The 26,331-nt window shown below is 49.3% G+C and carries 24 protein-coding genes; 12 read left to right on the top strand and 12 right to left on the bottom strand.

The window, feature by feature from the left end; translation table 11 throughout:
• Nucleotides 1-88: 88 nt before the first annotated feature.
• The gene (locus BM202_RS05615; RefSeq protein WP_093823878.1) at nt 89-862 is read right to left on the bottom strand and encodes an SDR family oxidoreductase; all 774 of its coding nucleotides are present in this window, start codon (nt 860-862) and stop codon (nt 89-91) included.
• Nucleotides 863-916: 54 nt separating this feature from the next.
• Nucleotides 917-1,801 carry a 5-dehydro-4-deoxy-D-glucuronate isomerase gene (gene kduI / locus BM202_RS05610; RefSeq protein ID WP_093823876.1) on the bottom strand — a complete coding sequence of 295 codons (885 nt, stop codon included), beginning with the start codon at nt 1,799-1,801 and terminating at the stop codon, nt 917-919.
• A 739-nt stretch (nt 1,802-2,540) separates the two neighbouring features.
• Here kduI and BM202_RS05605 point away from each other — a divergent pair.
• On the top strand, nt 2,541-3,908 hold the full coding sequence (locus tag BM202_RS05605) for a DUF418 domain-containing protein (RefSeq protein WP_093823874.1): 1,368 nt from the start codon (nt 2,541-2,543) through the stop codon (nt 3,906-3,908).
• 69 nt (nt 3,909-3,977) lie between these two features.
• Complete coding sequence (locus tag BM202_RS37115) at nt 3,978-4,145, top strand: hypothetical protein (protein WP_177236511.1); 168 nt, start codon at nt 3,978-3,980, stop codon at nt 4,143-4,145.
• 36 nt (nt 4,146-4,181) lie between these two features.
• On the opposite strand, the gene fucP is transcribed toward BM202_RS37115, so the two are convergent.
• The gene (gene fucP / locus BM202_RS05600; RefSeq protein ID WP_093823872.1) at nt 4,182-5,429 is read right to left on the bottom strand and encodes an L-fucose:H+ symporter permease; all 1,248 of its coding nucleotides are present in this window, start codon (nt 5,427-5,429) and stop codon (nt 4,182-4,184) included.
• A 384-nt stretch (nt 5,430-5,813) separates the two neighbouring features.
• Between fucP and BM202_RS05595 the strand changes: the two genes are divergently transcribed.
• Nucleotides 5,814-6,776 carry an extracellular catalytic domain type 1 short-chain-length polyhydroxyalkanoate depolymerase gene (locus BM202_RS05595; protein ID WP_093823870.1) on the top strand — a complete coding sequence of 321 codons (963 nt, stop codon included), beginning with the start codon at nt 5,814-5,816 and terminating at the stop codon, nt 6,774-6,776.
• A gap of 94 nt (nt 6,777-6,870) precedes the next feature.
• Here the strand turns inward: BM202_RS05595 and BM202_RS05590 are convergent, their stop codons facing one another.
• Together BM202_RS05590 and BM202_RS05585 are read right to left on the bottom strand one after the other, a co-directional pair.
• A complete protein-coding gene (locus tag BM202_RS05590; protein ID WP_093825121.1) occupies nt 6,871-8,397 on the bottom strand; it encodes an RtcB family protein in 1,527 nt (508 codons plus the stop codon).
• 66 nt (nt 8,398-8,463) lie between these two features.
• A complete protein-coding gene (locus BM202_RS05585; protein WP_245776537.1) occupies nt 8,464-9,597 on the bottom strand; it encodes a slipin family protein in 1,134 nt (377 codons plus the stop codon).
• 621 nt (nt 9,598-10,218) lie between these two features.
• On the opposite strand from BM202_RS05585, the gene BM202_RS05580 reads away from it, so the two are divergent.
• From BM202_RS05580 to BM202_RS05540, 9 genes are all read left to right on the top strand, one after another.
• On the top strand, nt 10,219-10,821 hold the full coding sequence (locus BM202_RS05580; RefSeq protein ID WP_093823868.1) for a TetR/AcrR family transcriptional regulator: 603 nt from the start codon (nt 10,219-10,221) through the stop codon (nt 10,819-10,821).
• Between the two features lie 130 nt (nt 10,822-10,951).
• Nucleotides 10,952-11,485, top strand: coding sequence for a YceI family protein (locus BM202_RS05575; RefSeq protein ID WP_093823866.1), 534 nt, complete (start codon nt 10,952-10,954; stop codon nt 11,483-11,485).
• A 12-nt stretch (nt 11,486-11,497) separates the two neighbouring features.
• Nucleotides 11,498-12,202: a DsbA family oxidoreductase gene (locus tag BM202_RS05570; RefSeq protein WP_093823864.1), complete on the top strand. Its 705-nt coding sequence runs from the start codon at nt 11,498-11,500 to the stop codon at nt 12,200-12,202.
• Nucleotides 12,203-12,232: 30 nt separating this feature from the next.
• On the top strand, nt 12,233-12,865 hold the full coding sequence (locus tag BM202_RS05565) for an NAD(P)H-dependent oxidoreductase (protein ID WP_093823862.1): 633 nt from the start codon (nt 12,233-12,235) through the stop codon (nt 12,863-12,865).
• A 301-nt stretch (nt 12,866-13,166) separates the two neighbouring features.
• Nucleotides 13,167-13,367, top strand: a complete 201-nt coding sequence (locus BM202_RS05560; protein ID WP_093823860.1) for a hypothetical protein — start codon at nt 13,167-13,169, stop codon at nt 13,365-13,367.
• Nucleotides 13,368-13,400: 33 nt separating this feature from the next.
• A complete protein-coding gene (locus BM202_RS05555) occupies nt 13,401-13,592 on the top strand; it encodes a hypothetical protein (RefSeq protein WP_093823858.1) in 192 nt (63 codons plus the stop codon).
• A 113-nt stretch (nt 13,593-13,705) separates the two neighbouring features.
• The gene (locus tag BM202_RS05550; RefSeq protein ID WP_093823855.1) at nt 13,706-14,650 is read left to right on the top strand and encodes an SGNH/GDSL hydrolase family protein; all 945 of its coding nucleotides are present in this window, start codon (nt 13,706-13,708) and stop codon (nt 14,648-14,650) included.
• A gap of 272 nt (nt 14,651-14,922) precedes the next feature.
• Entirely contained in the window at nt 14,923-15,525 is a 603-nt protein-coding gene (locus BM202_RS05545; RefSeq protein WP_093823853.1) for a TetR/AcrR family transcriptional regulator, read from the top strand.
• Between the two features lie 19 nt (nt 15,526-15,544).
• Nucleotides 15,545-16,687 carry an FAD-dependent oxidoreductase gene (locus BM202_RS05540; RefSeq protein WP_093823851.1) on the top strand — a complete coding sequence of 381 codons (1,143 nt, stop codon included), beginning with the start codon at nt 15,545-15,547 and terminating at the stop codon, nt 16,685-16,687.
• Nucleotides 16,688-16,782: 95 nt separating this feature from the next.
• On the opposite strand, the gene BM202_RS05535 is transcribed toward BM202_RS05540, so the two are convergent.
• The 7 genes from BM202_RS05535 to BM202_RS05510 form a co-directional block, all read right to left on the bottom strand.
• Nucleotides 16,783-17,562 (bottom strand): hypothetical protein, encoded by a 780-nt coding sequence (locus tag BM202_RS05535; RefSeq protein WP_143100638.1) that lies wholly within the window; start codon nt 17,560-17,562, stop codon nt 16,783-16,785.
• A 161-nt stretch (nt 17,563-17,723) separates the two neighbouring features.
• Nucleotides 17,724-18,686 carry a glycoside hydrolase family 97 catalytic domain-containing protein gene (locus BM202_RS38125; RefSeq protein WP_245776591.1) on the bottom strand — a complete coding sequence of 321 codons (963 nt, stop codon included), beginning with the start codon at nt 18,684-18,686 and terminating at the stop codon, nt 17,724-17,726.
• 63 nt (nt 18,687-18,749) lie between these two features.
• Entirely contained in the window at nt 18,750-19,562 is an 813-nt protein-coding gene (locus BM202_RS38120) for a glycoside hydrolase family 97 N-terminal domain-containing protein (RefSeq protein WP_245776536.1), read from the bottom strand.
• A 47-nt stretch (nt 19,563-19,609) separates the two neighbouring features.
• Nucleotides 19,610-20,398, bottom strand: a complete 789-nt coding sequence (locus BM202_RS05525; RefSeq protein WP_093823846.1) for an SGNH/GDSL hydrolase family protein — start codon at nt 20,396-20,398, stop codon at nt 19,610-19,612.
• 273 nt (nt 20,399-20,671) lie between these two features.
• Entirely contained in the window at nt 20,672-23,119 is a 2,448-nt protein-coding gene (locus BM202_RS05520) for a glycoside hydrolase family 95 protein (protein ID WP_093823845.1), read from the bottom strand.
• Between the two features lie 66 nt (nt 23,120-23,185).
• Complete coding sequence (locus BM202_RS05515; RefSeq protein WP_093823843.1) at nt 23,186-24,373, bottom strand: glycoside hydrolase family 88 protein; 1,188 nt, start codon at nt 24,371-24,373, stop codon at nt 23,186-23,188.
• 18 nt (nt 24,374-24,391) lie between these two features.
• The gene (locus BM202_RS05510; RefSeq protein ID WP_093823841.1) at nt 24,392-26,308 is read right to left on the bottom strand and encodes a glycoside hydrolase family 97 protein; all 1,917 of its coding nucleotides are present in this window, start codon (nt 26,306-26,308) and stop codon (nt 24,392-24,394) included.
• Nucleotides 26,309-26,331: the final 23 nt, after the last annotated feature.

Here is a 26,331-nt window from a genome sequence, read left to right as displayed (position 1 = left end):
ATATTTACAGTTTTTTTGTTCTATAAGCAGAAAATCCCGCCAGTTAAAAACTGGCGGGATTTTCTGCTATGACGGGATTATTCGTCTCTTATCGTCCCATCCAACCGCCGTCGACGGTCAAAATAGTACCATGAACGTAGCTGGCGGCATCGGATGCCAGGAAAACAACCGGTCCTTTAAAATCCTCAGGTTCACCCCACCGAGCGGCTGGAATTCGACTTAGAATAGACTGACTACGCGCCTGATCGGCGCGTAATGCTTCGGTGTTATCCGTAGCGATGTAACCGGGCGCAATGGCGTTGACGTTAACGCCTAACCCAGCCCACTCATTGGCAAATGCCTTTACCAGACTCCCAATAGCGCCTTTGCTGGCAGCATAGCCCGGTACGTTGATACCACCCTGGAACGTAAGCAGCGAAGCCGTAAAAATGACTTTGCCGCTTCCGCTGGCGATCATGTCTTTGCCAATTTCCCGCGTGAGTATAAACTGAGCCGTTTGATTGATGGCAATCACCTCATCCCAATAATCGTCGGGGTGCTCGGCGGCTGGTTTACGCATAATCGTACCCGCGTTGTTGACCAGAATATCAATGACTGGATGATCTTTTTTAACCTGATTTACAAAGGCATACAACGCTTCCCGGTTTCCAAAATCGGCCTGGTAGGCATAGAATTTCTGGCCGCGGGATTCAATGGCTTTTGCTACGTCGCTGCCTTCGAGTTCGAGGTTGGCCGATACGCCAATAATGTCGGCGCCAGCTTCGGCCAGCGCTTCGGCCATTGCTTTACCGATACCGCGTTTGCAGCCTGTCACCAAGGCGACTTTACCGGTTAATGAAAATGTATTTAGTACAGAACTCATTTATTTTCAGACTAGTGGATGACGGTTGAGGAGCGTCTTATCGAAAACCTCCTTTTATTTCAAATCAGTGATCGCACAGAAGTCCATGTCGCTGTAGTCGAGGTTCTCACCGGCCATACCCCAGATAAAGGTATAGTTCGACGTACCGGCCCCAGCGTGAATCGACCAGTTTGGCGAAATCACGGCCTGTTCGTTCTGCATCCAGATATGGCGGGTTTCCTGCGGTTGCCCCATAAAATGGCAAACGCTCTGCCCCTCCGGAACTTCGAAATAGAAATAAACCTCCATCCGCCGATCATGCGTATGAGCAGGCATGGTGTTCCAGACGCTGCCAGTTTTCAATTCGGTCATGCCCATTTGCAATTGGCAGGTCGGCAAGACGCTATTGACAAGCAACTTATTGATTGTCCGATGATTGGCTGTCCCCATACTGCCTAATTCCACTACGTCGGCATCGGTTCTGGACACCTTGCGGGTTGGGTAATTTTTGGTGGCGGGTGTAGAGTTCAGGTAAAACTTGGCCGGTGATTCAGCGTCGTAGGAAATAAACTGAATGTCGCGGGTTCCCTGACCGATGTACAACGCTTCTTTGTATGCCAGATCATGGGCCACGCCATCTGCTATAACCCGACCTGCGCCCCCAACATTGATCATGCCCAGTTCGCGCCGTTCCAGAAAGTACTCCGCTTTCAACTGATCGGGCGTCGTTAACGTAACAGGGCCGTCTACCGGCATAACCCCACCGGTTAGATAGCGATCGAAAAACGACAGTACCCAGTGAAATTGATCGGCGACAAACAGCGTCTCAATGAGAAAATTTTGCCGGAGTTGCGCGGTATCCATTCCTTTCACCTCGTTGGGCGAATTGGCATATCGGCTTTCAAAAAAAGTTTGCTGTTCAGCTTGGTTTTCCGCGAGCGTAGTCTGTTCGGTTTGCATATATGGATTGATTGTCGGCTAATAGCAGGGAGTTGTTGTGCGCCTAAAGATATGGGTTAACAGGCTGGATATCTTTCTCTATGCGGTTCATTTGACTAACTAGTTGAGGATGTTTCATCAAGAAATAGTCACCAGGAAGCCAGTAATACCCTTTAGGCGTCGAATTATTGCGTCTTCTACCGGTACGTGAACATGGATAATTTTATCGTTATCATACCCACTCGGCGGCCAGCAAATTTACGACCAACTTGATTAATTTCGAAAAATAAGGCCTCCGGCAATGCCAGAGGCCTTAAAAAATCCTAACCTATGATAAACTATAAAGCTGTATGTATTGGGTCATTATCCCGACCATCCTACGACAGATCAGCAACCAAAAAGCATCGCCGAAGTCGACGATGTCCTTCTATATAGCATAGAGACAGTACTATTGATTTTGTACTCTTTCCTTGTCCATTTTTTTGCAATTTTCCACATAAAATCAGTCATACAGGACTGGTGCAGAAGACTGTAGCCCTTCGAGTTGGCCATTAACATACATCAAGAAAGGCGATAATGGTCAGATTAATTTCGACTAGATGACAGCGCATTTCCAGCGGCTTTGTAAGTCTACTCCAGGAAACCACTACGTTTAATCAAAAGATGACGTGAGAGATGCCGAAAATTCTGTACTTACACCAAGCCCGATTTTCGGCATCGGTTCTGATTATGCGTTAAACCCTTACCTATCAACACCATTATGCAAGCTGAATCGTACTCAAATCCCTTTGTAACATCACCAGTTGCTTCCTTCCGACCCATTGCCCAGGCGGAACGTATTGAAACCGTTGACATCCTTCGGGGCGTAGCCTTGTTAGGCATTCTGATGATGAACATTCCGGTTTTTGCTATGCCGGAGTACTTCTCCAAAAGCTTCCGAAGTGATACTGATAACGTTAATTTTTGGGTAGATGCCGTCGTAACTGTCTTGTTCGAAGGGAAGATGCGTGCTTTATTTTCCATGATTTTTGGCGTAGGCATTCTGCTCTTTACCACTAAAAAGGAACGAACGGGAAAATCGGTTGTCGGCCTGTATTACCGCCGGATGGGCTGGCTGATTTTGTTCGGCCTCATTGATGCGCACGTATTGCTCTGGTCCGGCGACATTTTGTATCTATATGGTGTCTGTGGGTTGCTGGCCTTTCTATTTCGCAATGTCAAACCCGCTTATCTGGCCATTGGTGTGCCGCTGATTGCGCTTATCGACTTCACGTCTGGCACGCTGTTCTACCAAAACATGCGGGAAAAATTGCTGGGCTATAAAGAAGCCAAAGCTGCACAGGAACACCATCAGACATTGACCGAACAGCAAAAGAAAGCGATGACGGATTGGCGGGCCATTCAGAAAGAGTTCATTCCCAACAAGGCTGAAGTGGCGGAACATACACGTTCGATGAAATCAAACTACACAACGGTAGCCAATTACCTACGCCCCTTATCCTGGGATTTTCAAACCAAATACCTGGCCTACGCTATCTGGGACCCGTTGGCGTTGATGTTACTTGGGATGGCTTTGTACAAATGGGGCTATTTCGCGGGCAAATGGCCACGCAGACGCTACATTCAAATTATGCTGGTGGGGTACGGAATTGGCCTGCCTCTAGTCATCTTTAATTACTACAATTCCTATACTCACTTCCCGAACGTAGCGTCCCGACTGGCGTACATGGAAACACACGCCATCAGTTGGATGTCGTTGATTTATCCGTTCCAGCGTATTTTGCTGGTAATGGCCCATGCCAGTCTACTTATTTTGCTGATTCAGTCGGGAGCCGCGCAGCGTTTCCTGAAACGGTTGGCAGCGGTTGGGCAGATGGCGTTCACCAACTACGTTATGCACACCGTTATCTGCACGTTTATTTTCTTCGGTTATGGGCTGAATTACTTCGCCGAATTGCAATATTATCAACTCTTTTTTATCGTGGTGGGCATCTGGGTGTTGCAACTAATCGTCAGTCCAATCTGGCTGAGGTATTTCCAGTTTGGCCCGCTCGAATGGTGCTGGCGCAGTCTTACGTACTGGCAACGACAACCCCTGCGCCATCAGGAAACAGCACTGAATGCCTAACATGGGCGAATTCTCCCGAAGTTTTTTCGTCCCCTTCAGCAACCATCTGACGTTGTCACGAGCGATTTAATGCCCGCATTTCAGGCGCAACGGGTTTATTTTATCCTGTTTCGGGGCGCTTTATACAAGGTTCAGGCACAATCGCCAGAGCAGTTAATTGCTGATTTTCAGGCTATTTACAAAGCGATAAAAAATTTCCCTGTACTAACCAGCAGGTTATCTCCAACCGGGCGATGACTCTTTACGTTTAGCTCGCTAATATCAAGATTGAATTTATTTTACCTTATAAAACTTCGCGCCGAACAGGCCAATGACAACGTAGCAGATAATCGGCAGGTAGTAGGCATTGGCTACATCTTTCTCAGCAGCCATGCCCATCAAAAAGGGGAAAACAGCGCCACCAACCACGCCCATTGAGATAAACGAAGATGCTTGCTGTGTGTGCGATCCAAGATTTTTCAATCCTAAACTAAATATGGTTGGGAACATGATACTGAAAAAGAAATTGAGCATCAGCAACGCAATGAAGGAAGGCCAGCCCAGGCTTTGCGTAATGATCAGACACATAACAATATTGCAGGCAGCGAAAATAGCCAGTAAGGAATGGGGGGCAATGACCCGCATCAGGAACGTACCAACAAAGCGTCCGGCCAGCATGAGCCCCATAAACAACACCATGTAGTTGCCCGCAACGGCGTCCGAAAAACCCATTTTTTCGTGTCCGTAATTGATAAAAAAGGCCCAGGTTCCTCCCTGCGCGGCTACGTTGAAAAACTGGGCAATGACGGCCCACACGAAGTGTTTATGTTGAAAAAGGGTTTTACCAGGCTCAACATCAACGTTCGCGGCATCAGGATCGGTAACCACGGTGTGTGGGTCCGTAAGCGCAGGCACTTTTACGAATGAAAAAAGGATGGCAATCGTCGCGATGACACTACCGATGACAATGTACAATGTCTTAACGGAGGTCAGATCGGTACTTCCCACGGTATTGTTCCGCAATAGAAAATAAGAGCCGATGGCTGGTCCGATGATGGCCCCCAAGGCGTTGAAAGCCTGGGCGAAATTGATACGTTGATCGCTGGTACGCTGGTCGCCGAGGGCGGCCACGAAGGGATGAGCAACCGTTTCAAGGGTTGAAATGCCGCAACCCAGTATAAATAGGGCAATACCAAAATAAGTAAAAGAAGCAGCGGCTGCGGCAGGAACGAACAAAAACGAACCTACGGCAAAAAGCGAAAGCCCTAGCAATACTCCGTTTTTATACCCAAACCGCTTCATGAACAAACCAGCCGGGATACCCATGACGAAATAGGCCCCAAAAATAGCAAACTGAACAAAGGCTGATTGTGTCTTGGTAAGGCTCAGAACGTGTTGAAAGTGTTTGTTCAACACATCACCCATCGTGATGGCGACACCCCAAAACATGAAAAGGGAGGTAACAAAGACGAGCGTGATCAGGTATTTATTTTCGGTAAACGAGGCTGGCGTCGATTTGCTAGCTACGGGTGTTGCCTGCATGATTGAATTGTGTTTAGGCTGATTAGACAGTCGAGTAACCTGATCCTGCTTTAGTCAAGACACTCGTCTAGGGTCATAAAGTACTTTTCCACGCCAAATTACCCCTTTCGGCTTTAAGTTACTCGTTTGGGGCAGCTATTTTCTAAATATCGACCCTATAGAAGACAGGCCTATTAATACGACATAAATTGGGCCCAACTATTTATTTCCAGACGTCTAATTGTAATCCACTCATGTCTCATCCCTTAACTCCCTGGTTCACCTTTGTATCCCATAAACCCTCCGTTGCTGCTTATCTTGGCACACAATCCTTCGTCGCTCGTGGCGACAGATTGCCGGAACTATGTTACGTATATCCTTGTCCACCCAAAATTTCATTTTCTCATGGGTAAATTGCTCCTTTTGATGCTAATTGATAGCGCTATTCTACTGCCGGATACAGCTTTCGCAGCTAGTTTCATAACTCGAAAATCTGCGTTCACTACGTTAGTAGAGCCCAGCGTTCGTGATACGATCCGGCATGACGGGCAGACCAGAATCTACTGGATACACCTACCGCCTGCCTATAAAAAGAATGGGAGTTCACTGCCGCTGGTCATTGCGTTGCATGGCGGTGGTGGCAGCGGTCAGCAGTTTGAATCTCAGTCAAAGTTGAGCGAAAAAGCGGATCAGGAAGGGTTTGTTGTCGTCTATCCCGATGGCCTGCAAAACCCCGGCGTGTTGCATCTGCGAACCTGGAATGCGGGCGCCTGCTGTGGACAGGTGGCGTCGACACAGGAAGCAGACGACGTTGGGTTCATCAGCAAATTGATCTATAAACTGACTACTACGTATCAAATCGACGAGAAACGCGTGTATGCCACAGGTCATTCCAATGGAGCGATGCTTTGCTATCGACTGGCCTGCGAACTATCGGATAAAGTGGCGGCTATCGCAGCAAACTCGGGAACCATGCAGCTAAAAACACCTTGCCAGCCTAAGCGCGTCATGCCGATTCTGCACGTCCATTCCCAACTGGATCGCAATGTTCCGTACACGGGCGGTGTTGGTACGAAAAGTATTAACAAACAGTGGAACGCTCCGGTGGACAGGACACTGGCCGTTTTTGCCCAATTCGCGCAGTGCAAGACTCAGAAACAGGTCGTTCGCACAACAGATAAGTACACATTTTATAAATGGTCGGACTGCCAGGGCGGTTCGGAAATTCAATACTATCTGACAACAGACGGCGGACACGCCTGGCCGGGTGGGCAGAAAGGCGCTAGGTTTATCGGGGATGCCCCATCGGACGCGTTCGTCAATAACGACATCATCTGGAGTTTCTTTAAGGGTTACTCACTTCCATAACGTAACGTGGAATGGAAGTCCACGTTACGTTAACTAAATCACTGTAAAAAACAACGTAGTGAAACGCACGAAGCGCTATGATCGCAGCCAAGCGTCAATCTTCCCGCCCTTCTTTTCGATTGGCGTCGGCCATTCGAACAATTCTGGGCGTGAACTTCGCCAGTATCGATACCAGATCGCGCTGGGCGTCGATAACGGTATCAATGTTTTTATAGACCATCGGCGCTTCATCCAGATCACCACCAACGAGTTGAATATCAGCCTCAGTAAGGGCTTTATTCCATTGAGAACGCGTCAATGTATTGAACGCCTGCGTCCGCGACATCAACCGACCAGCCCCGTGCGAGGCCGAGTTAATGGAGTCAGCATTGCCTCGTCCACGTACGACAAAGCCCGGTTGCGTCATTGATCCCGGAATAATACCCAGCACATTGGTTCCGGCGGGGGTGGCTCCTTTTCGGTGAACCATCACCTCACGGCCATCGGCCAGTTGCTCTTTCCACGCAAAATTGTGGTGATTCTCGACCATTGCCAGTGGCTTCTCCCCTAGTGCTTTAGCCAGTTTATTGTGAATTTCGTGGTGGTTGGCAGAGGCATAGTCACCCGCCAGGTTCATCGCAATCCAGTACTCCTGCCCCTCTTCGGTGTTCAGGTCGAGCCAGGCCAGATGCGCTGCCTGTTTGGGCAGTTTGGTTTTCTGCATCGCCAGTTTCGAATAGTAATTCGCTACGTTCCCGCCAAATCCACGCGACCCGGAATGCGATAATAAAGCCAGATATTCGCCCGGTGGCAAATTCAAATGATCATCGTGTTCGTACACGTCAACAAGTCCCCATTCTACGAAATGATTACCCGTACCGGAGCTTCCTAACTGGCGGTGAGCTTTGTCTTTCAGGTCGCGAATCACTTTCGTGGCCCGCCATTCGGGTAGGTCCATCACGCTCTCGTCGAACTTTTCGCGGGTTTCGCCACCAAGTCCAAATTTGGTTTGCTCCATCAGCGACTTCTTCAATAAATGCGGTTCCCGTTTCAAAAATGCAGGGGGCAAATCGAATACCGATAAACACATTCGGCAGGCAATATCGACGCCAACCGCAAACGGAATGATCGTATTTACTTCTGTAGCCAGGACGCCCCCGATGGGAAGTCCGTAGCCCTGATGTGCATCGGGCATAAGTGCACCCGCCACCGAAACCGGCAGGCTAGCTGCTGTTTCCATTTGACGCAACGCCCCTTCCTCAATTTGCTCACGACCAAAAACGGCATACGGCAGTGGCCCGCTACGTAATTCGAACGCATTTTCCAATTGTTTTTTGGCAGAATTTAACACATACGGAGCTGGCTCGGGTGGCAGGTGTCCCACACCCGTTTCGCTCAACGGCACGGCAATACCCTGCTTGTTCATGTCATAAATTGACCGCGCCAGATTGGTGACCTTGTTCTTGGAATAGGCAAACTTCTTAGGATTCTGAAGCATCTGTGCCATCAATCCCATTGCCTTTTCTCTGGAGTAGTCAGCACGTTGCACGAGGCCATTTGCTACCCGCAGAAACGTTGTATGTAAATGCTCCGGGATTGGCCCCAGGGACAGAATATCGTCTAATGAAATTGGTGTTTCCATGTTGGTTTTTTGTTTTGTCATGCTGACGCAGCCTGCCGCCCGGTGCGTCAGCATGACAGAAAATAATTACGTATTTCGGCCTCGCCCGCGAACGAAAAGCTGCTTCAATTGATCGACCATTGAGCCATCGTTCGAAACGGAGATCGAGCTGATTTTGTCCGAGATTTTCTCTACGTATTCCATCTCTTTCAATTTCCAGAGCATTTCGTTGTCTTCCATCAATTTAGCGGTATTCAGTAAGCTACGGGTCGAAGCCGTTTCTTCCCGACGCATGATAATGTTGGCCTGCGCCTTCTTTTCAGCCATCAACACCTGATTCATGATGTCGCGCATGTCGCCCGGCAGAATGATGTCACGCACGCCACCGTTGCGAAGTTTAACACCCAGTTCAGCGGCTTTAGCCAACGTGGCGTTTACCACGAACGGCGCCAGCTCGCCTTTTTTGTCGAGGAGTTCATCCAGCGTCAAGCTACCAACGTACTCACGCAAAGCCAGTTGAATTGACACGTATAATTGCTTGTCGTAGTCTTTGTTGTCGACCAGTGCTTTGATTATATCCTGCACATGATATTGAATATAAAAACTCAGGCGCAACGACGCTTTGTCTTTGGTCAGGATTTCCTGTCCCGAAACTTCCATCTGCTGCTGGCGTGTATCGACTTTCAGTACATGGACAGGCGTATTGTTTTTCCACCAGAAATACGTACCAGGACTCAATAGCCGGTCAAATTTCCAGTCGATGAACAGAACACCCTGCTCATGCGCTTCAACGGTATATGTCCGCACAAAGGCCGATAAGGGTTGTGGCATTAGTGAAATCAAGTCAATAGTACCCGGAATTTCGAGTTGACTCAAATCGGCTTTTATGTACTGGTACTGCTTTAACCCGCTTCGGCGCTCCGACTTCCAGTAGGCATGACGGCCTTTTTGGAGGACTGTCTGAAAAAGCCCATTCTCGTACTGAAGGGCGATCTCGTTGTCTTTTACCTCAACCACATCGAGTTCGGCAGCAACCTCCGGGTACTCCAGCAGCATGGCCAGATCGTAGGGAGGATTCTTTAACAGCTCTCCCCGGTTGTAGACATAAACGGTTTCGCTCGACCAGACCCAATGGTTACCCGTCGAAAGCATTTTTTGGTAGCCGCCATGTTTGAACACTAACCCGATCTGTAGGGCCTGGATGCGTACAGTTTTCATCATCGTATTGGTTAAATAGTCAAAAAAATAACCGGTCCGAAACTATCCATTCAGCAAGGCGGAAGCTGGTTAGCCCTTATTTTGGTACGCTGCTTCGGAGAAAGGTTTCCGACTGGTAGATTGCCTGAGCAGTTGCAACGCTTCTATTCAACTAACCAACTTACCCGAGTACTTTCCAGAAACAGCATACGCCCGACAAAGGCGAGACCTGCCTGCTGGCTCTCACTAAACTGTTACGTCTCTGGCAAGCCAACTACGCCACCGGATAGCTTCTAACCGATTTTATTTAGCTGAGTGACCTTTTTAGAAGTGGTCATCTTCTTCCACCCCATGGATCAACGTGTCAGGTTGACAGCAGGATTCGAACCTGCATTCAGTGACAGAACCAATCTATAACCAACAGCACATCGGGATCAGCCAGGGGCTTCGATACTATGGGGCTATACAGAAACCCGCATCCGGTTTAGCTATTAATTCGAACCATCGCATCAAAGGTTAGGGACTACTACGCAGTGTTTCTGCGCAGGTAAAAAAAATTTTCATCTTTTTTACCTATTTTCTGTACTAGGAAACTTTACGACCGATAGTATAGTTAACACTGTTATAAAACAGAACACACCCACAATGGGAATTCTTGAGCGTCGATTACGGCAAAAAGTAGAAGTTAAAACCAGCATCTTACAGGCAGCGTGGCAGTTGGTTCTGGAGGAAGGCTGGCAGGCGCTTTCTATCCGTAAGATTGCCGATGCTATCGAGTATAGTGTGCCTGTGATTTACAGCCACTTTGAAAACAAAGACGCCATTTTGGCAGAATTCACCCGGGAAGGATTCCACTTGCTAACGGAAGAAGTTATTCGGCAGCGCGACAGCCAACCCGAAGCTAGTCAGCAGTTGGAGGCCATTGCACAGGGTTATTGGAACTTTGCTTTCGATCATAAGGAGTTTTACCAGCTTATGTTCGGGCTGGGGATTCCGCGCTGTGAAGAAGTAAATCAGGTTACCGAGATGAAGAAGTTTTCGAACGTACTCATCGGCGTTATTCAGGAAGCCATTAGCACCAGCACAAATCCACAGGTCGATGCCTTTCTAAAGTTTCATACGTACTGGTCCATTTTACACGGTCTGGTTTCAATCCAGTTGATTGACGGGAAAGTAACGACTAACCCATGGAGTCAATTGGTGCTGAAAGACGCTATTGATGGCTTTATAAAAACCTTAAAAGGATAATTTTTTTGCCCCTAAACTAACGGTGTTAGCATTTATATCAGCGTACTCAATAAACTACTACTGAGCCGTTACACGCGATAAACAGGAGCAAAAACAACTAGTAAAACAAGTCAAATCACGTAAACTAATCATGGCAACAACTAAATGGGTCGTAGACCCAATGCACTCCGAAGTACAATTCAAAGTAAAACACCTGGTCATCTCGACGGTAACCGGTACGTTCCGAAATTTTGATGGTGGAGCAACCACCGAACACGACGATTTCGACGGGGCCGAAGTTCACTTTTCGCTGGATGTAAACAGCGTTGATACCAATCAGGAAATGCGGGACACCCACCTGAAATCAGCTGATTTTTTCGAGGCTGAAACCTATCCGAAAATCGCCTTCAAATCGACCTCCTTCAAAAAAGTTGACGACGACGAATATGTACTGACGGGTGATTTGACCATGAAAGGCGTTACTAAACCTGTGACCCTGAAAGCTGAATATGGCGGAACAGCCAAGGATAATTACGGTAATAAAAAACTTGGGTTTGAAGTTACCGGAAAGATCAATCGTAAAGAATTTGGCCTGACCTACAATGCCTTGACGGAAACGGGTGGACTTGCTCTCGGCGAAGACATTAAACTCATTGCCAACATTCAACTGGCCCAGGCGGCTTAATCACGAAACGAAATGGACGTTGAAATCTGGAGCGATGTGATGTGCCCCTTTTGCTACATTGGCAAACGGAAGTTTGAGCACGCGCTCAATGAATTTGCCCATAAAGACCAGGTAAATGTTGTCTGGAAAAGCTTTCAGCTGAATCCGGACATGAAAACGGAACCCGGTAAAAACATTAACCAATATTTGGCCGACGTGAAAGGCTGGAGCCTGGACGAAGCCAAACGCATGAACGATCGGGTTACGGCAATGGCCCGCGAAGTTGGTTTATCGTATGACTTCGACAAAGCGGTTGTGGCTAATTCATGGGATGCGCACCGCCTGATCCAACTTGCGAAAAAACATAACCTGGGTGATGCCGCCGAAGAACGTTTGTTACGGGCTTATTTTACTGAAGGACGCGATACGTCCGATCACGCTACGTTACTTGAAATGGGCACTGGGATTGGCCTTGATGCCGCTGAGGTTCAGCAAATGCTGGACAGCAATCAGTTCGCCGAGGCCGTTAGCCGGGATGTGTACGAAGCGCAGCAGGTGGGCGCACGGGGCGTACCGTTTTTTGTACTAGATCGCCGGTATGCAGTTTCGGGGGCTCAACAGCCCGAGACATTTCTGGGTGCCCTCGACACAGCCTGGTCAGCATGGGAAAAAGCAAATCCTTTGGTTGTCCAAGGCCCAACCGATGGACCAGCTTGCTCACCCGGCGAAGTCTGTTAATAGCTTACCCAAAGAATACAACCCACTCTTATGGAATTACTGGAAGCAATGAACTGGCGGTACGCTGCCAAAAAGATGAACGGCCAGAAAATCCCGGCCGAAAAAGTAGACACGATTCTGGAAGCAATTCGCCTGTCGGCATCGTCGGCAGGTTTACAACCGTATAATGTTATCGTAATCGACAATCATGAACTGAAAGGCAAAATTCATGAACTGGCTTGTCCGCAACCGCAAATCGTTGAGGGATCACACTTGCTGGTTTTCGCCCACTGGGCGAACGTAGAAGCGGCACAGGTCGATGCGTATATGCAGTTGATTGCCGATACGCGTAACGTTCCGGTCGAATCGCTACGTCCGTTTGCCGATTCAATCAAAGGCAATATTTTGTCTAAAACCCCCGAAGAGCAGGCCATCTGGGCATCTCGTCAGGCGTATATTGGCTTAGGTTCCGCCCTGATTGCAGCAGCCACCGAACACGTTGACGCTACCCCCATGGAGGGTTTTAATGCCGCAGCCCTCGACAAAATTCTGGACTTACCCGCCAAAGGATTACGTAGTGTAGCATTAGTCGCACTCGGTTATCGGGATGCAGAAAAAGACTTCTTAGCAAAGGCGACCAAAGTGCGTCGTTCCAGAAAAGATCTGTTTATTGAACTAGCGTAGACTTCGGTTCCCTTATTGACATGTCAAAACCCTTGGTGAATTTCACTAAGGGTTTTCTATTTGAGCAGTCGGCGAAGTAGGCGAGTTAAAAATCAGCAGAAGGACTATAAATCGAGGCAAAGAACTTGCTTCATGAAGTGGAAAAGGTGTTACGTCGAAAAACTTAGCCCGCTTCAGAACGGAACGTAGCGCTGAATCCCCAATTGGGTGTTAACTGGGCAACAAATTCCACATAAGTAGCTAGCCTTGAACATTTTACGCAATAAATAGTTAGAGTATTGAACAACGAATAAACTTGATCATGAATATCATTGGCAACTTTTTACTTTCTGATACACTTGCCCGGCATTTGCAGGTGCGCCTTAATAATCTACCCAATACCGCCATTCAGGCCAGGGACGTCTTGCCGAATAATCCCACCCTACGGCGGGTTGTTATCAAAACCGATATGACTGGCTGGCAGCAATTTGGTCAGATCATTACAGAGTACGGTATGGCCTAGTAAGTAACAACATGTAGCATTAACTTTGGCGACATGGACGTTACACCTGATACACATGCTGTAGATGATCAGCAACCGTTGCCTGCGCAGCAACAAATTGACGCAGCCAACGACTTTCTGGACATCTGCGACCGTATATCCACGGGTTATGAAAGTGGTTTTTATTGGGAAGATGTTCAGCGAGCCCTGCGCATTGCTGCCGGTCTGGAGAAGTGGCCCGGCTAATGCGGTGGTATGCCTTTTAAGCTGGAAGATATATTCTATTTCGTTCCCTATAGGCTACGTAGTACTACGCTAAAAGTAGTTATTTAAGCCAACCTGGCTTTTCATAGTCGTCTATGAAAAACCAACGCATTTTACTTTCCCTTCTGCTCAGCGTTTCTTATGCGCTCGCCGTATCAGCACAACCCATAGCTACTACCGTACACAAAGTGCTTTTTCTGGGCAACAGCATTACGTACGCGGGCAGCTACATTACCGACATCGAAGCCTATTTCATTACCCGTTACCCAAAGCGGCAGATCGAATTCATCAACGTAGGCCTACCCAGCGAAACAGTTTCCGGGCTTTCCGAAGATGGTCATGCAGGCGGTCGATTCCCTCGGCCTGATTTGCATGAGCGTCTGCAACGTGTGCTGGAGCAGACAAAGCCCGATCTTATTTTTGCCTGTTATGGCATGAACGATGGTATTTATTTACCCCTTGAGGAGCAGCGTTTTCAAGCATTCAAAGACGGAATTCAGTGGCTACATGATCAACTGGCGAAAACCGGTGCCCGAATCATCCACCTAACTCCCCCCGTTTACGACGAATTAAGAGGGCCCGACAAAGGCTATGCAAGCGTCCTCGATACGTATTCCACTTGGTTACTTAGTCAGAAAGCGGCTGCCAACTGGGAGGTGGCCGACCTGCATTATCCCATGAAAACCTACCTGGATGCCCATCGCGCTGTAGATGCTCAATTTGCCATTGACGGTTTTGCGCTGGCCAACGATGGTGTACATCCCGGCGAAGTAGGCCACTGGATCATGGCCAAATCCATCCTGCTCTATCTGGGCGAAAAAAATGTTGCTCCTTTTTCTACTATAAAAGCGGCTATATCGACAGTGCCCGACGGAGAGCAGATTTTAAAGCTGGTCGGCGAACGGCAAACGCTCATGAAAGACGCCTGGCTCACCGCCACGGGCCATAAACGCCCCGAAATGAAAACAGGCTTGCCGCTCAAGGAAGCGCAAGATAAAGCCAGACAGTTGGAGGAACAGATACGGACGCTGGTGAAGTAGGAGAATTTATTTATACAATTTGTTTAGTCTTTGCCAATCAAGCCAATATTGTCATTCCGAGGAACGAGGTCTTTGGTAGCTGGACAAATTATCCCTACCCAATGATTCCTTGTTCCTCGGAATGACAAATTCAGTACCGCAACAGTAATTCGACCACTGCCAACGGCTAAGCCAGCGATAGATCATTCAAAAAAAGTTAGACGGACATTTCATTAGTAAATAAACATTTACTTACTTTGCTAAATCTTTTAGAAAACGAAGGAAAGCTCCTTATGAGACCCAAGAATTTAGAAAAAGAGGAAGCCATTCGGACCATAGCCCTGCAACTCATTGCGGAAGAAGGGCTGGAAAATCTGAGCATGCAGAAGTTAGCGAAAGCAGCTAACGTATCGCCCCGTACGATCTATATCAAGTATGAGAACAAGGAGGATTTTCTGATCAAGCTGTTTATCGACGACGTATTGGGCCCTTATGAAAAAGCGGTGCTGGACAACTTTAACCCTGACATGGATTTTGCCGATGGGGTAAAAATAATCTGGCTGAACACGTTCCGGTATTTGACAGACAACAAACACCATTTTGCCCTGATTCAACATGGCAAAGCTTCCCCCCTTCTGAATAAAGCCTACCAGAAAGCAAACATTCAACAAGGTCACTTCTTTGCGCCTGTTCACCGCTTTTGGGAACGTAATGTGGCAGCCGGTATCATCCGAAAATTTCCTTTTGATGTGTACCGGGCTTTGTTGTTTTCTCCACTTCTCGATCTGGTAAACGAGTACTTTGATTATCAGGAGCGACCTCAGCAAATCATCACCGAAGACCTGATTTTAGCCTGCTGCGACATGGTAATAAAAGGAATGCGATCAGAACAATAACTAACAGTAAACAACGACAATGAACACGATTAAACACAAGAAAATAGCAATTGTGGGCGGAGGTCCGGGCGGATTAACGCTGGCCAGACTTTTGCAAATGAAGGGTGCAGACGTAAACGTCTACGAACGGGATACGGATAAAGATGCCCGACCTAAAGGCGCTACGCTGGATTTGCATGAAGAATCGGGACTGGCGGCCCTACGCGAAGCTGGGCTGATGGATGCGTTTAAGGCGAATTACCGGCCGGGGGCCGACAAGCTACGTATCGTCGATAAAAGCGCCACTATTTTGTTTGACGATGATGTGAATGGCAGAATCGAAACGGATCGGCCAGAGATTGATCGCGGCCCGTTGCAGCAACTTTTGCTGGATTCCCTACAATTGGGTACTGTTGTGTGGGACAGTCATTTTGTGTCGCTGACACCGCACAATGATTCCTGGAAAATAGACTTTAAAAACGGGACGTCTGTCCTTGCCGACGTAGTGATTGCCGCTGATGGAGCCAACTCGAAACTTCGGTCTTACATCACACCAATCAAGCCATTTTATTCGGGCGTTACGGCCGTAGAAGGTGCCGTCTACCACTCCGAAACAGCCAGTCCGACGGTGCACAAACTCCTGAACGGCGGGAAAATATTTGCTATGGGCGACGAGAAATCATTGATTGTAAGCTCGAAAGGCGATGGTAGTCTGGTGTTTTATACCGGTGTCAAAACGGATGAATTCTGGAGTCGGGACAGTGGAATCGACTTCTCCGATAAAGCGCAGGTACTCGCCTGGTTCAAAGCCGACTATGCGGGCTGGGATGACGTATGGCTGGAATTAGTTGAACAGGCTGCTTCTCCTTTTGTGCCTCGTCCACTCTACTGCATGCCTTTCGACCAGACGTGGGAAGCGGTACCAAACCTGACGATGCTGGGTGATGCGGCACACTTAATGCCTCCCTACGCCGGTGAAGGCGTCAATATGGCGATGCAGGATGCGCTGGAGTTAAGTCAATGCCTCACCAGTGAGAATTTTCCGGATGTACAATCCGCCATTGCAGCCTACGAAAAACAGATGCGGGCAAGAGCCAGTGAGATTGCCCTGATTACTATGGAATCAACAGCGGCTCTGCATTCTCCCGATGCAATTTCCTTTCTTATGGGCGTAATCAGTTAAACTCGAGCGTCGAGTAAGCCTAGAGAGCATGAAACATAGCCCGGTCACATTGACCAAAAGAAGGCCCTCTGATGGTTCACAGAGGGCCTTCTTTTTTAGATCGGGCAAACAGTAAAGTTTATCTGATCTGTTGAAGTGCTTAACGCATGCAGGCGATGCGTGGCAGGAAGAGCCGCCAGTTGAGCGTCTACCAGCGCTTTCAATCTGGTTTGCAGTACCGGCCGAATTCCTTTTTCGATTCGATTGGCAACAATCTCTTCTATGATCTGCGAAACCCCTATCGTAACGACCGTCACCCACCAGGGCCAGCTAACATCGGTATTGAAACTGGCAATCGTCACAACAGCCTGTCCCGACGCGACACCCAGCGTAAACCGAAAATCAACATTAATGTCCGGATCAGCGAAATTATTAATGGCCGCCTGTAATCGCAGTTTTACGGTAATACCATTCGTCGCCACTTCGACCGTTGCCGGACTTCGTTGACTGAGCTGGTCATTGGATGGCAACTGAGTGGTAATCGTATCCCGAACGGTTTGCTGAATCGTCGATTCCGGGATCGAACTCGAAAGGCAGGCGCTCGTATCAACGTTAACCGTTACCGAACCCAGAATCCGCTGGAGAGTAGATGCTTTTGCCACAATTCGGTAAACGGTTGTCTGGTCCGGGCTGACACTACGTGTGCCCGTCGTACTGACGGTTGCTCCCTGAAGGAAAAGGCGAACGATTGATCCGGTAGGGCGCTGAATTTTCCACTTTAATTGTGAACTGGAACCAAAGGGCCGGATGCTGGCGGGCGTGGCGGTAAACGACTGAAGAGAAACCTCGGCTAACGCTTCGGCAGCCCGTTCGAGCATGTCTATTGTTGGAGGCATAGCATTATTAATTTTTAGGATTTAGGAATAGTCCCTCGTTTGAGGACGTATTCAAAAGTAAAAGCCCCAGTAAAAGCTAGCTTCCCTTACTTATTAATCGGTCATAATCAATAGCTTACGGCAACTATTACGCCCAGTTGATATGTAAAACTATAAAGACATCAGTGTTCGTCAATGACGATAGCCTGTCCGCCTTTGGCTCTTAATCTGATCGGGAACGTATCGCCCTGTTTCAGGGTAACCGTTCGCTTATGAATACCCCCTGCCGCATCATCTTCGTAGATGGTAGCGATATAGGACTTCCCTTTAGTCAGAAAATCAAATTGAACGGCATCTTCCCAATCGCTCAAACCGGCGACCGAACCGACGTACCAGCTTGTTCCTTTCCGCCGGGCAACGCTGATGTACTTCCCAATATCGCCCGTCAGGTAATGGGTTTCGTTCCAGACGGTTGGCACACGTTTAAAGAATTCCGTTTCCTGATCGTCGTTGTAATCGTTCGGATTACCGTACCAGAATATCGCCTGCAACGGACTGAAATACACCACCGACAACGCCAGTTGCTGTCCTTTGCTAACCTGCAACTTAGTCTTGTACAAGTTATCGTTGAAAAACCGGTTAGAGTTCGGAAAACAGAACGTGTAATCGGCGGCTCCGGCCAGAAATCGGGTGAAAGGCAGGACGGTGTTGTGATACGCATCAGGATTATTCTCGTTGCCCCGAATCCCTTCCTGCGTGAGCAAATTCGGGAAGGATCGGCTCAGGCCGGTAGGTTTGTAATTGTCGTGAATATCCAGAATAAAGCCATAGTCGTACACTTTTTTGATGGCCCCCGCCAGCCAGCTAATCCCCTCCTGGCTCAGGCCGTCCACGAATCCAAATTTCAATCCCGTTACACCCCATTTTTTGTAAAGTGGCAAGATGGTGTCCAGTTTGGCCCGAAGGCCAACGCGGTTGACGTAAAGAATGACGCCTATATTTTTGTCTCTCCCATGCTGAATAACCTTCGCCATATCAATTGCCGGGATGGGTTTTGTCGGATCGGAGCTACCCCGGAACTCGGCACCGTACCAGCCTGCATCGAACAGGATGTACTGAAAATCGTGTTTAGCCGCAAAATCGATGCAATCCAGACCGGCCTGTGTTGTCAGCGACGAACGGATAAGTTTGCCGGGTTTTATCCAGCTCTAAACTTCCTTCACGGGTGGCGTTAACCGCAGTGGCAAGTCGCTGAATTGATGCAGCCCGATAGCCGACGTGGCGATGCTGATCGTGCGCCAGGGGGTCTGAAAATCAGCGGACGTAGTGACCGAATCTTTAAGAAAAGCAACAGCCATCGAATTGGCCGCCGGGCCTTTTGCTAATACGGCTTTCGTGTAAGAATCGTTACTGGCTTCGCCAAGGGAAATGAAGAATTTACCATTGGTCAACGTAGCCGGAAAATCGCAGGTTTTGTCCAGCTTATTGACGGCAACCGGCGTAAAAACAGACTCTTCGTTGTACTGATAAATCGTGTAGGCGTCAGTCAGGGTAAATATAGTTCGCTCCTCCGGAATGACTTCCTTTCCCTTTTGTTGGGGAAGAACGTAGCGAAACGCCACACTTCCATCAAACACCCGGGCAATAATCTTGTAATGGAGTCCCCGAGACCGACAGTCCAGCGTTAGTTCCTGATAATTATTTTGAATGATATCCTTCTCTCCCAGTGGCCAGGCAACTTGTTCCTTGTTAGTCCGTTGGGTCTGTTTCGTAATAACCGCATTTTCCCCCACAGCCAGATTAGTTAGCTGAAACCCCAACGCCGACCAATCTACCACCGGATTGCCTTCGAAAGTCACCCGATACACCAGTTGTTTCTGGTCATTGACGGTTAGCTCCATACGTGTTTTGCCATCGGGCGATGTCGCCTGATACGGCGGTTTGGCTGCCTGTGCAACTCCCTGTATAAGTACCAGCGACAGAACCAGACCAACGTAGCAAAACGATACTATTTTTTTCATTGATTGCTTGTCAATAGGTACAACGCCCCCTGCTGAGAGGATTTTTTTCAGAAACTATGCCTGTATTTTTTCAAAAATTTCAATCGAAAACTTACCTGCTTAATCCACTCGCGGGCCATTAGTTCGTGGGCAAATACTGTCGGATGAATGCCATCCCAAACCCAGTATTCAGCTTTTTTCTGCGCAATGGCTTTGTCCAGCACAGCCGGATAATCGACGACAACGGCGTTATACTCAGCTGCCAGCTTCCGGACAACCGCCTGCCGGTTAGCGGTATCATCCCGCCAACGCTCCCAGTTTTCAGTGCGCTTGCCCACCGGGTACACAAACGGAATACCCAGCACGAACAGAACGTCTGGATTGCTACGTCGGCTTTCTTCCAGCAAACTGCGGTAGATCGTTTCGAACTGCTCAAGAGTAGTCGCTTCGGCGGGTTTACTGATGGTCGCTGCGGTGTCGTTGATGCCAATCAGGATACTGAGCACATCCGGCTTAAGGTCCAGTGTATCCGTTTGCCAGCGTTTTTGCAGATCAGTTATTTTGTTGCCGCTGACTCCCCGGTTGTAAAACGCAAAATCACGTTCCGGAAAATCGGCACCAATTCGACTGGCCACCGAGAATGCATACCCGTGTCCCATAATGTGATTGGGGTCCGCATTTCTTCCCCGGTTACCATCCGTAATGGAATCGCCCTGAAACAGGAAAACAAGACCCGTTTCGTTGACGGCTCCAGCCGATGATGCGTCGGAGAAAGCCGTATCTGGTACAACATGGGGAACCAATCCGATCAAAGCGGACGATTTGAGGAAGGTTCGCCTTGATGGGTTACGAGGCATAATAGGATATGACTACTTTACATTCCAATAGACTACGTAGCTTGCTGATGCACTTTGTAGTAGAAATCAGAAGTCAGAAAACCTCTGATTCTATTACCTACAAATAGTACTATCGATGGTAGGTATACCCTTTTTAAGGGTTGTTTTTTGAGGAGACGCAATCCCTTGCGTCTCCTCAGGCGTCAGCAATTTGATGCGTCAGCCTAAACTATCCGGGTGAGAGGCCATCCAGACAAGAAAACGCAAGGGGTTGCCGCACCGGCGGACCGGTCTCTACAAATTCAGCGTATAACTTTTTCCCGGTTGCGTCATGAAATCATACACCTGGCCAATTCTTGGTTTTGCCATGATCAGTTGGGCATCGGGCGATACGATGGGATCTTTGATAGCGAGTGCCTGAAAAAATGGATTCGGATTGGTAGCCGCATTGAGTACCGTTTTGAATCCTTTGGCTTTCATTTCGTTCGGGACGCGAATCCGGCAGTTGCCCCCCAACGTCGATTTGATCGTTACGCTTGCCACTTTCCCATCTTTCCAGAGTAAGGAAACAATTTCGAATCCACCCCGCGCCCGAAGGCCACTGACGCTGCCCGATGGCCAGCGATCGGGCAGAGCAGGAAGCAGGTGAATAGCCTCGTCGTGACTTTGCATGAGCATTTCGGCGATGCCCGCCGTGCAACCAAAATTACCGTCGATCTGGAACGGCGGATGGGCGTCGAACAGGTTCGTATATGTACCTCCACCCTGCTGGGTACCTACCGGCGAAAGTTGGTTCGTGATCAGTTTGTACGCGCGATTCCCGTCCAGCAGCCGCGCCCACCAGTTTACTTTCCACCCCATCGACCAGCCTGTCGATACGTCGCCCCGCTGTTCGAGTGTGTTACGTGCCGCCCTGAATAATTGTGGCGTTCGATAGGCCGATAACTGGGCGGATGGATACAGGCCGTAGAGGTGTGAAATGTGCCGGTGTTTGTCGTTTGGATCGTCGAGATCTTCGAGCCACTCCTGCAGTTGCCCATGTTTGCCAATCTGCATGGGCGGCAGTTTACTCAGAATAGTTTTCAGCGAATCAACAAAAGGAGTATCCTGTTTCAGTAATTCGGCCGCGCGAATGGCGTTGGTCAGTACATCGAAAACCAGTTGATTATCCATCGTAACACCAGCCGCAATGGAGGCTTTAGAGCGTCCGGCAGGCGAGTTTTCGGGCGAAATACTCGGCGACACAACCAGCCATTGATGAGTTGGTTCAGGAATTAGAAAATCTTTATAGAACGTAGCAACACCTTTCAGAACCGGGTAGTTGGCTTTCAGAAAAGCCTGATCTCCGGTGTACAGATAATGCTGCCACAGGTGCTGACTCAGCCACGCGCCACCCATCGGCCAGACGCCCCAGAAAGCGCCATCGACGCCCCCCGTACTCCGCCAGATGTCGGTATTATGATGCGCCATCCAGCCGCGGGCGCCGTACATCGTTCGGGCCGTTTCGACACCCGTTTTCGACAAATCCTGCGTCATATGCAGCAGTGGCTCGTGCAGTTCCGAGAGGTTGGTTACCTCGGCGGGCCAGTAGTTCATCTCGGCGTTGATGTTGATCGTGTACTTGCTGTCCCAGGCGGGTTTGACATCGGCATTCCAGATACCCTGAAGGTTGGCGGCCTGGCCCGTCGGTTGCGAGGCCGAAATCAGTAAATAGCGGCCAAATTGAAAATACAGACTCGCCAGTGCGGGGTCGTTACCGGTGGCAAACCCCTTGATACGTTCGTCGGTGGGAAGTTTTGCGGCTGGTGTTTCGCCCAGATTCAACGTTACCCGATTGAACAGCGACTGATATGCTTTCAGGTGATTGGCCGTCAGTTGCGTGTAGGGTATTTTCTCCGCCCGACTCAGGTAGTCAGCACACCGTTTCACTTCATCGGCAGAAATGTCCTGATAGTTATTGACGTTCGTGGCAATCGATACAAACAGCAACACCGACGACGCATTCTGCACCGAAACCGTACTGTCAGTACGTGACAACTGGCCGTCGGTCGGCACTAATTTCACCAGTGTATGACTCCGAACCTTCCCGTCAACGCCCTCATGACTGACGCCCAACCCCGACATAGCCAGTTGATTCGTCGTCGTTTTTAGACTGGTTTTATACGGACTCATCAGGTGCGTCGTAAACGAGACGCTATTTTTTTTATCGGCGCTGATACGTAGCACAATGACCTGATTCGGGACGGAAACGAAGGCTTCGCGTTTGTAATGAACCCCGTTGACATCGTAGGTGGTAGTGGCGATGGCCCGTTTCAAATCAAGCTCTCGGTAGTAATTTTGGGGCGTCTGGTGCGCTGGAAAATCGAGACGAACGTCGCCCACGGGCAAATACATCTGTCCGGAGTTCTTTTTGGCAATGATTGCTTTGCCCGCCAGTGCCTGCGCTTCTGCACTTTTCCCCTCGAAAATCAGCTTCCGGATTTCGGGCAAGGCCGCCAGTGCATCGGGATTATCGTTGCGCGACGGACTCCCCGACCAGAACGTCGATTCATTGAGTTTAATAATTTCCTGTTCAGGATTTCCATAGACCATCGCCCCCAACCGACCGTTGCCGATGGGAAGCGCATCGGTCCAGGATTGACCGGCGGGTTGTTTATACCAGAGTTTCAGAGCGGTGGATTGCTGAGCCTGAGCGATCAGGGCAACCAGGAAAAGAGCAGACGTAAAAACCAGTTTTTTCATCAAGGCGATATGGTTAAGCAGCGCGGGCTTCCACCCGCGCGACCTAATGATAAAGACTATTTACGGCTATTTCTCCGCTTCCTGCAATTTATTTAACCGCAATAACGCTTCAATGTAGTAGTAATCAGCGTAGTTGATCGATACGTCGATTTCAGAATTGTTGGGTTTGTGTCCCGTTGAGTGCAGCAAAAACGCATTGTTTACTGCATGGCTCTGGTACGTGTCGGACGAGAGCGACGCCAGCATGGCTTCAGCTTCAGCACGGTATTTCACCTGCAAGGCCTTATCCTTAACCAGCGTCGAGAGTTCGAGCAGCGCCGATGAAACGACAGCCGCAGCCGACGCATCACGCGGTGCATCTGGGATATCCGGCGCGTTGAAATCCCAATACGGAACGTGGTCGGCGGGGAGATTTTTGATGAATACGTCAGCGGTTTTCTGGGCTGTTTCCAGAAATTCGTTCCTACCCGATTCGCGGTACGACATCGTGAAGCCGTAGATAGCCCAGGCTTGTCCACGCGCCCACATGGAGTTGTCCGCATAGCCCTGATGGGTCACTCCTTTAATCTTCCTGCCAGTCTGTTTGTCATAAACCACTACGTGGTAGGACGTCCAATCAGGCCGAAAGTGGTTTTTCATCGTGGTTGTAGCATGGCTCACGGCAATGTCGTACAGCTTTTTGCTTCCTCCATTTTTCGACGCCCAGAACAGCAGTTCGAGGTTGATCATGTTGTCCATGATGGTGTTGTGCTGCGGCCATTCCATATTGGGTACGGGTCGGGGCCACGACAAAATTGTACCGACTTTCGGATTAAATAATGTAGCGAGCGAATCGGCAGCCCGGAGCAGGATTTTCTTGTAGGCCGGGCTTTTGGTCAGGCGGTACCCGTTGCCATAGCTACAGTAGAACTGAAAACCCAGATCGTGGTCAACAACGGGCTTATTCAACACCGTCGCCAGCGATTCGGTGAAGCCCTCGGCCTTTGCTTTCAGAAATGGATCTTTTGCGTATTCGTAGGCATACCAGAGCGTTCCCGGCCAGAACCCGCTCGTCCAGTCGGTCACGGCCACCGTGTTCCAGTTTTTCTGCCCAGCCGGAATCCGCCGGGGCTCCCGGGCATAATCGGTTTGTTCGGGTACCGCTTTTTTTAACTGAGCCACGCAGTAATCCAGTTGTTTGCTGGCGTTGACAGATGGTTTCTGCGCAAAACTCTGAAGGGAAATCAGGAAGGAAAACAGGAAGGTATATCGCATATACGTAGGGTTGCGTTCTTACAAAACCGGTGTTAACCAAACAGCCTGCCCACCTCTCGGCAGCAATTTCATGTCTAGCGACTGGCCGGCTTTCACTTTTTGGGTTGTTACCCGTACTTGGGTTTTGGTTGGCACGGCCGGGTCGTCGGAATAGATGTGAGCGGTGTAATTTTTTCCTTTTGGCAGAAAATCCAGCGGGAGTTTCAAACTGCGACCATCGTTATTGCTGATGGTCCCGACAAACCAGTCACTACCACTACGTCGGGCAATGGTCACGTACTCACCGATGGCGTCGTGAATCACTTTCGTTTCATCCCAGACAGTCGGTACTTTCTCAAAGAATTCAATTTCGGGTTCACCACCATACAGCGCAGGTTTGTCGTACCAGAACACCGATTGCAACGGGCTGTACGAAATTACGTTCATCGCTAATTGGTGGGCGTGCGTATTTTTCAGGCGCTTGTCGTAGTAGCAAATGGTGTAATCTCCAGCCCCGACGATATAGCGCGTAAATGGCAACACGGTGTTGTGTGTCGCATCCGGGAACTCCTCGTTGCCCCGAATCCCTTCCTGCGTCATCACGTTCGGGTAGGTGCGACTGGTGCCCGTTGGCCGATATTCATCGTGGACGTTGACCATTAGTCCGTTCTCCATTGCCTTGCGTTTGGCCTCGGTGAGCCAGGTCATCCAGCGGTGCGACCCAACCTGCACAAAACCAAACTTCACCCCTTTAACACCCCATTTTTTATACAAGGGAAACAGCTCGTCCATCTGTTTGTAAAGGGCTTGCAGATTGACGTACAGAATTATCCCAACCGGAGCGCCGGACCGTCCTTTCGACTTACCGTATTCGATGATTTTCTGGAGATCCATTTTGGCAACCACCTTGGTTGCATCCGAATTGAAACTAAAGGCCGGACCGTACCATTTCCAGTCGAACAGGATGTATTGCAGGTTATGGGCAGCCGCAAAATCAATGCAGGCATTGGCACCTTCGTCGGTGAGTGTTACCTCGCGCATCACCTTCCCCGGCTTGATCCAGTCGGTATTGACCAACGTAGTGGGTGGATTCAGGTTCAGCAGTATGTCGTTATTTTCGAGAAGCTGGCCGGGCCGGTCAGCTACCATGATCACGCGCCAGGGCGTGCCCACATCCGACATCAGATCGGCACTTTCATACATGGACGTTACGATGGTGTTCGGCTTGTCAGGTACCAGTTTATACTTCGTCATGGCGTAATCGGTCAGGGCGGCTTCGGCCAGACTGACACAAGGCCCATTGGGCAGTTGGAGCGTCAACGGGCGCTCAGCCATGTCTGGCCAATTTTCTAAGGGACGTAGTGAATATGCGCCCTGCGCCCAACCCGTGAACCAGGCTCTGGTATCAGCGGGCAGCGTAAACTCCGTGTTTTCAGCCATCACGCGATGATACAAGCCCTGCGGGTGTTCGGGGAAAAAGTAGCGAATGGCAATGCCCTCGTTATAAGCCCGGATAAAGACGCTCAGTTTGTAGTTGGGGTTGTCGTCTTTCTGAAGCTGAATTTCGATCTGGTTGTAGTGATCCCGAATCTGGCTTCGTTCGCCATAAACGGGTTTCCAGGTTGTATCGCGCTGCGTCCTAACGACGTTTTTGACCGATAGATTATCACACCAGCCAGCACCCGCTGCCCCCACCGGACTCGATACTTTCTGAGCCATCGCCTGCTCAAAAATGTGATTATCGACCTGAATACCCAGCCCCGATTCAAGAATAACGGGTTTAGTCTGAAAATCAACCCGATACGTCATCTGGCGTTTTCCAGGACTGATTTCTTTCTGCGAAAACACTACGTCCAGTTTGCCATCGGGGGATTGTAGCCGGATAGTTGGAGTAGTTTGGCTGAAGGCTAGCCGAGTCGATAAAAGCGCAAAAATCAGGAGGCTAAAACGTGTCATGTATTTAATAATAGAGAACGCAG

Source organism: Spirosoma endophyticum, assembly GCF_900112365.1.
GTDB lineage: Bacteria > Bacteroidota > Bacteroidia > Cytophagales > Spirosomataceae > Spirosoma > Spirosoma endophyticum.
The sequence above is the reverse complement of the archived record's forward strand: the minus strand, read 5'-3'. Positions and strand labels throughout refer to the sequence as shown.

Excerpts from the sequence above, each read along its gene's own strand:
- BM202_RS05570 (WP_093823864.1), top strand. The coding sequence starts at position 11,498 with ATGGACGTTGAAATCTGGAGCGATGTGATGTGCCCCTTTTGCTACATT.
- BM202_RS05540 (WP_093823851.1), top strand. The coding sequence starts at position 15,545 with ATGAACACGATTAAACACAAGAAAATAGCAATTGTGGGCGGAGGTCCG.
- BM202_RS05605 (WP_093823874.1), top strand. The coding sequence starts at position 2,541 with ATGCAAGCTGAATCGTACTCAAATCCCTTTGTAACATCACCAGTTGCT.
- BM202_RS05595 (WP_093823870.1), top strand. The coding sequence starts at position 5,814 with ATGGGTAAATTGCTCCTTTTGATGCTAATTGATAGCGCTATTCTACTG.
- BM202_RS05585 (WP_245776537.1), bottom strand. The coding sequence starts at position 9,597 with ATGATGAAAACTGTACGCATCCAGGCCCTACAGATCGGGTTAGTGTTC.
- BM202_RS38120 (WP_245776536.1), bottom strand. The coding sequence starts at position 19,562 with ATGAAAAAAATAGTATCGTTTTGCTACGTTGGTCTGGTTCTGTCGCTG.
- BM202_RS37115 (WP_177236511.1), top strand. The coding sequence starts at position 3,978 with ATGCCCGCATTTCAGGCGCAACGGGTTTATTTTATCCTGTTTCGGGGC.
- BM202_RS05565 (WP_093823862.1), top strand. The coding sequence starts at position 12,233 with ATGGAATTACTGGAAGCAATGAACTGGCGGTACGCTGCCAAAAAGATG.
- kduI (WP_093823876.1), bottom strand. The coding sequence starts at position 1,801 with ATGCAAACCGAACAGACTACGCTCGCGGAAAACCAAGCTGAACAGCAA.
- BM202_RS05575 (WP_093823866.1), top strand. The coding sequence starts at position 10,952 with ATGGCAACAACTAAATGGGTCGTAGACCCAATGCACTCCGAAGTACAA.
- BM202_RS05550 (WP_093823855.1), top strand. The coding sequence starts at position 13,706 with ATGAAAAACCAACGCATTTTACTTTCCCTTCTGCTCAGCGTTTCTTAT.
- BM202_RS05560 (WP_093823860.1), top strand. The coding sequence starts at position 13,167 with ATGAATATCATTGGCAACTTTTTACTTTCTGATACACTTGCCCGGCAT.
- BM202_RS05590 (WP_093825121.1), bottom strand. The coding sequence starts at position 8,397 with ATGGAAACACCAATTTCATTAGACGATATTCTGTCCCTGGGGCCAATC.
- BM202_RS05580 (WP_093823868.1), top strand. The coding sequence starts at position 10,219 with ATGGGAATTCTTGAGCGTCGATTACGGCAAAAAGTAGAAGTTAAAACC.
- BM202_RS05510 (WP_093823841.1), bottom strand. The coding sequence starts at position 26,308 with ATGACACGTTTTAGCCTCCTGATTTTTGCGCTTTTATCGACTCGGCTA.
- BM202_RS05520 (WP_093823845.1), bottom strand. The coding sequence starts at position 23,119 with ATGAAAAAACTGGTTTTTACGTCTGCTCTTTTCCTGGTTGCCCTGATC.
- BM202_RS05615 (WP_093823878.1), bottom strand. The coding sequence starts at position 862 with ATGAGTTCTGTACTAAATACATTTTCATTAACCGGTAAAGTCGCCTTG.
- BM202_RS05545 (WP_093823853.1), top strand. The coding sequence starts at position 14,923 with ATGAGACCCAAGAATTTAGAAAAAGAGGAAGCCATTCGGACCATAGCC.
- BM202_RS05525 (WP_093823846.1), bottom strand. The coding sequence starts at position 20,398 with ATGCCTCGTAACCCATCAAGGCGAACCTTCCTCAAATCGTCCGCTTTG.
- BM202_RS05555 (WP_093823858.1), top strand. The coding sequence starts at position 13,401 with ATGGACGTTACACCTGATACACATGCTGTAGATGATCAGCAACCGTTG.
- fucP (WP_093823872.1), bottom strand. The coding sequence starts at position 5,429 with ATGCAGGCAACACCCGTAGCTAGCAAATCGACGCCAGCCTCGTTTACC.
- BM202_RS05515 (WP_093823843.1), bottom strand. The coding sequence starts at position 24,373 with ATGCGATATACCTTCCTGTTTTCCTTCCTGATTTCCCTTCAGAGTTTT.
- BM202_RS05535 (WP_143100638.1), bottom strand. The coding sequence starts at position 17,562 with ATGCCTCCAACAATAGACATGCTCGAACGGGCTGCCGAAGCGTTAGCC.